Raw genomic sequence first — 1,920 nt, forward strand, 5'->3', positions numbered from 1 at the left:
TCATCGGCAGGCTGGAATGAAAAAAGCCCTGACCGCGAAGCGATCAGGGCTTTTGGAATAGAAGCCTGACGATGACCTACTCTCACATGGGGAGACCCCACACTACCATCGGCGATGTTGCGTTTCACTTCTGAGTTCGGCAAGGGATCAGGTGGTTCCACAACTCTATTGTCGTCAGGCAAACTGGCTTGGGTTGGCGTGGTCTTATGAGCGTTTGCTCTGCGCTGCCGCTTGACTGTTCGTTTGCCACTGAGTTTTGCTCAGTTAACAGTCAACCCAAATAATTCGGTAAAACAATCTGTAGTAATACACCGCAAGAACTTCGTATGTCTCTTGCTCACAATCCGCTGATCTCTTTACTGGATTCAATCGATCAGTCGTTAGTAACCATCTCTGTTGTATGGTCAAGCCGCACGGGCAATTAGTACTGGTTAGCTCAACGCCTCACAACGCTTCCACACCCAGCCTATCAACGTGGTAGTCTTCCACGGCCCTTCAGGGGACTCGAAGTCCCAGGGAGATCTCATCTTGAAGGAGGCTTCCCGCTTAGATGCTTTCAGCGGTTATCCCGTCCGAACATAGCTACCGGGCAATGCCACTGGCGTGACAACCCGAACACCAGAGGTTCGTTCACTCCGGTCCTCTCGTACTAGGAGCAACTCTTCTCAAATCTCCAACGCCCACGGCAGATAGGGACCGAACTGTCTCACGACGTTCTAAACCCAGCTCGCGTACCACTTTAAATGGCGAACAGCCATACCCTTGGGACCGGCTTCAGCCCCAGGATGTGATGAGCCGACATCGAGGTGCCAAACACCGCCGTCGATGTGAACTCTTGGGCGGTATCAGCCTGTTATCCCCGGAGTACCTTTTATCCGTTGAGCGATGGCCCTTCCATACAGAACCACCGGATCACTATGACCTACTTTCGTACCTGCTCGACATGTCTGTCTCGCAGTCAAGCGCACTTATACCATTATGCTCATTGCATGATTTCCGACCATGCTGAGTGCACCTTCGTACTCCTCCGTTACTCTTTGGGAGGAGACCGCCCCAGTCAAACTACCCACCATACACTGTCCTCGATCCAGATCATGGACCAGAGTTAGAACCTCAAACATACCAGGGTGGTATTTCAAGGACGGCTCCACTCGGACTGGCGTCCGAGCTTCAAAGCCTCCCACCTATCCTACACAAGTAGGCTCAAAGTTCAGTGCAAAGCTGTAGTAAAGGTTCACGGGGTCTTTCCGTCTAGCCGCGGGTACACTGCATCTTAACAGCGATTTCAATTTCACTGAGTCTCTGGTGGAGACAGCTTGGCCATCGTTACGCCATTCGTGCAGGTCGGAACTTACCCGACAAGGAATTTCGCTACCTTAGGACCGTTATAGTTACGGCCGCCGTTTACCGGGGCTTCGATCAAGAGCTTCGCCGAAGCTAACCCCATCAATTAACCTTCCGGCACCGGGCAGGCGTCACACCCTATACGTCCACTTACGTGTTTGCAGAGTGCTATGTTTTTAATAAACAGTCGCAGCCAACTGGTCACTTCGACCGCCAACAGCTTACGGAGCAAGTCCGATCACCGTCAGCGGCGTACCTTCTCCCGAAGTTACGGTACCATTTTGCCTAGTTCCTTCACCAGAGTTCTCTCAAGCGCCTTGGTATTCTCTACCTGACCACCTGTGTCGGTTTCGAGTACGGTTCTCTATTGCCTGAAGCTTAGAAGTTTTTCCTGGAAGCATGGCATCAACCACTTCGCTCTCCGAAGAGAGCTCGTCATCAGCTCTCAGCCTTAGGGACCCGGATTTGCCTAAGTCCCCAGCCTACTACCTTAAACACGGACAACCAATCGCCGTGCTGGCCTAGCCTTCTCCGTCACTCCATCGCAGCAATAGCGAGTACAGGAATATTAACCTG

General features: G+C 52.2%; 2 rRNA genes. Both read right to left on the minus strand.

Annotation, left to right across the window (positions count from 1 at the left end):
• Window positions 1-63: 63 nt before the first annotated feature.
• A 5S ribosomal RNA gene (gene rrf, locus RRF64_RS18685) occupies window positions 64-179 on the minus strand.
• Window positions 180-400: 221 nt separating this feature from the next.
• Window positions 401-1,920, minus strand: a 23S ribosomal RNA gene (locus tag RRF64_RS18690); the annotation flags it as partial.

This window comes from Microbulbifer magnicolonia (assembly GCF_035117725.1).
Taxonomy (GTDB): Bacteria; Pseudomonadota; Gammaproteobacteria; order Pseudomonadales; family Cellvibrionaceae; genus Microbulbifer; species Microbulbifer magnicolonia.